Source organism: Erwinia sp., from assembly GCF_031978025.1.
GTDB lineage: Bacteria > Pseudomonadota > Gammaproteobacteria > Enterobacterales > Enterobacteriaceae > Erwinia.
The window spans coordinates 2,691-3,817 of sequence record NZ_DALZCD010000349.1 but is presented as its reverse complement, the minus strand read 5'-3'; the positions used below and the strand labels follow the sequence as shown (position 1 = coordinate 3,817).

The 1,127-nt window shown below is 50.8% G+C and carries 1 protein-coding gene; it reads left to right on the top strand.

Annotation, left to right across the window (positions count from 1 at the left end; genetic code table 11):
• Positions 1–507 precede the first annotated feature (507 nt).
• Positions 508–1,127: cellulose biosynthesis protein BcsO (gene bcsO, locus RTK32_RS19945; RefSeq protein WP_312046994.1), on the top strand; the 620-nt coding region annotated here is incomplete at its 3' end.

Genomic DNA, 1,127 nt, shown 5'->3' with positions numbered 1-1,127 from the left:
CCTGCACGCTTCTTTTCAATGTTTCTTCTGCGTACGCCTCGAATTTTACCTGCGCAATCAATTAGCGAAACTCGTTGGACGATTCGGTCATCTGCGCGTTTGGCTTACGCTCTTTTTTTACCGTGGCTTAATAATGCCACCCGAGTACGATATAAAACCTTGTAGCAAAGCGTGTTAAAAGCGTTTTATGTCAAATTAACACCGTTGCCCGTATAATATTTAATAAATCTGGCTTACGCATTGCGCGGCAGAGGAAGAACGTGTATTTGCAAAAGGGCTGAGTCATTATTTAAATAAACCCTGATTGAATTAACGTCCGGCAATTATTTAATTAAGCCAAATAATAACTGACCTGATTGATAGCCTGCGTAATTGTTATTACGCCAGAATCGGCCGGTATAATTATATAAGAGATACTTTTTCCAGGAGCGGTGAGAATAATCCGATGTAATTAAAAATAGTGTGATATATTGCCGCCAGTTTCCTCATTTTTCCGCGATCGTTCCCATGAAAAGCTATGACGACCTGCAGCGTTTTAAAGAAAAAACGCTAACAAACCATATCGAATTCAAAGATATGTCTGAACAGACACGGAATGCCGATAACACTAACTGGGCCATCATCAGACAGCTGATGAATGAAGGTGCCGAGCCAGCCCTGGGGAACGGTCAGCGCACGGATATCGCCGCACCGCAGCCCGCGGCCGCCGATCTTTTTAGCCAGCCTGCGGTGGTGAAAACCCCGGTGAAAGCTTCCGCTCCGCTTCCCGCCAGCGTGGCCGCTTTTGTGGCGGCTAAACCAGCTGCCCACAGCGGCTCGCTGCTGGAAAGCATTTCCGCTTCGCTGAAGCCTGCGGCCCAGCCTGTCGCGCCTTCGCCACAGGAAGCTGCTTTGCCGCGACAAAGCAGTCACGCACAGGCCGCAAGCCCGCAAAAAACTTCGCTACTGGATGCTGTTCGCGCGCAATCATCGACGGCTACAAGCCCGCAAAACGCTTTGCCGCAGGATACTGTGCGCACCCAAATATCGACGGCCGCAAGCGTGCAAAACGCTTCGTTGCTGGATGCTGTCCGCGCGCAGCCTGCGCCGTCAGACGCGAGCCACGCGGCCACGGCCTTCTCGTCAGG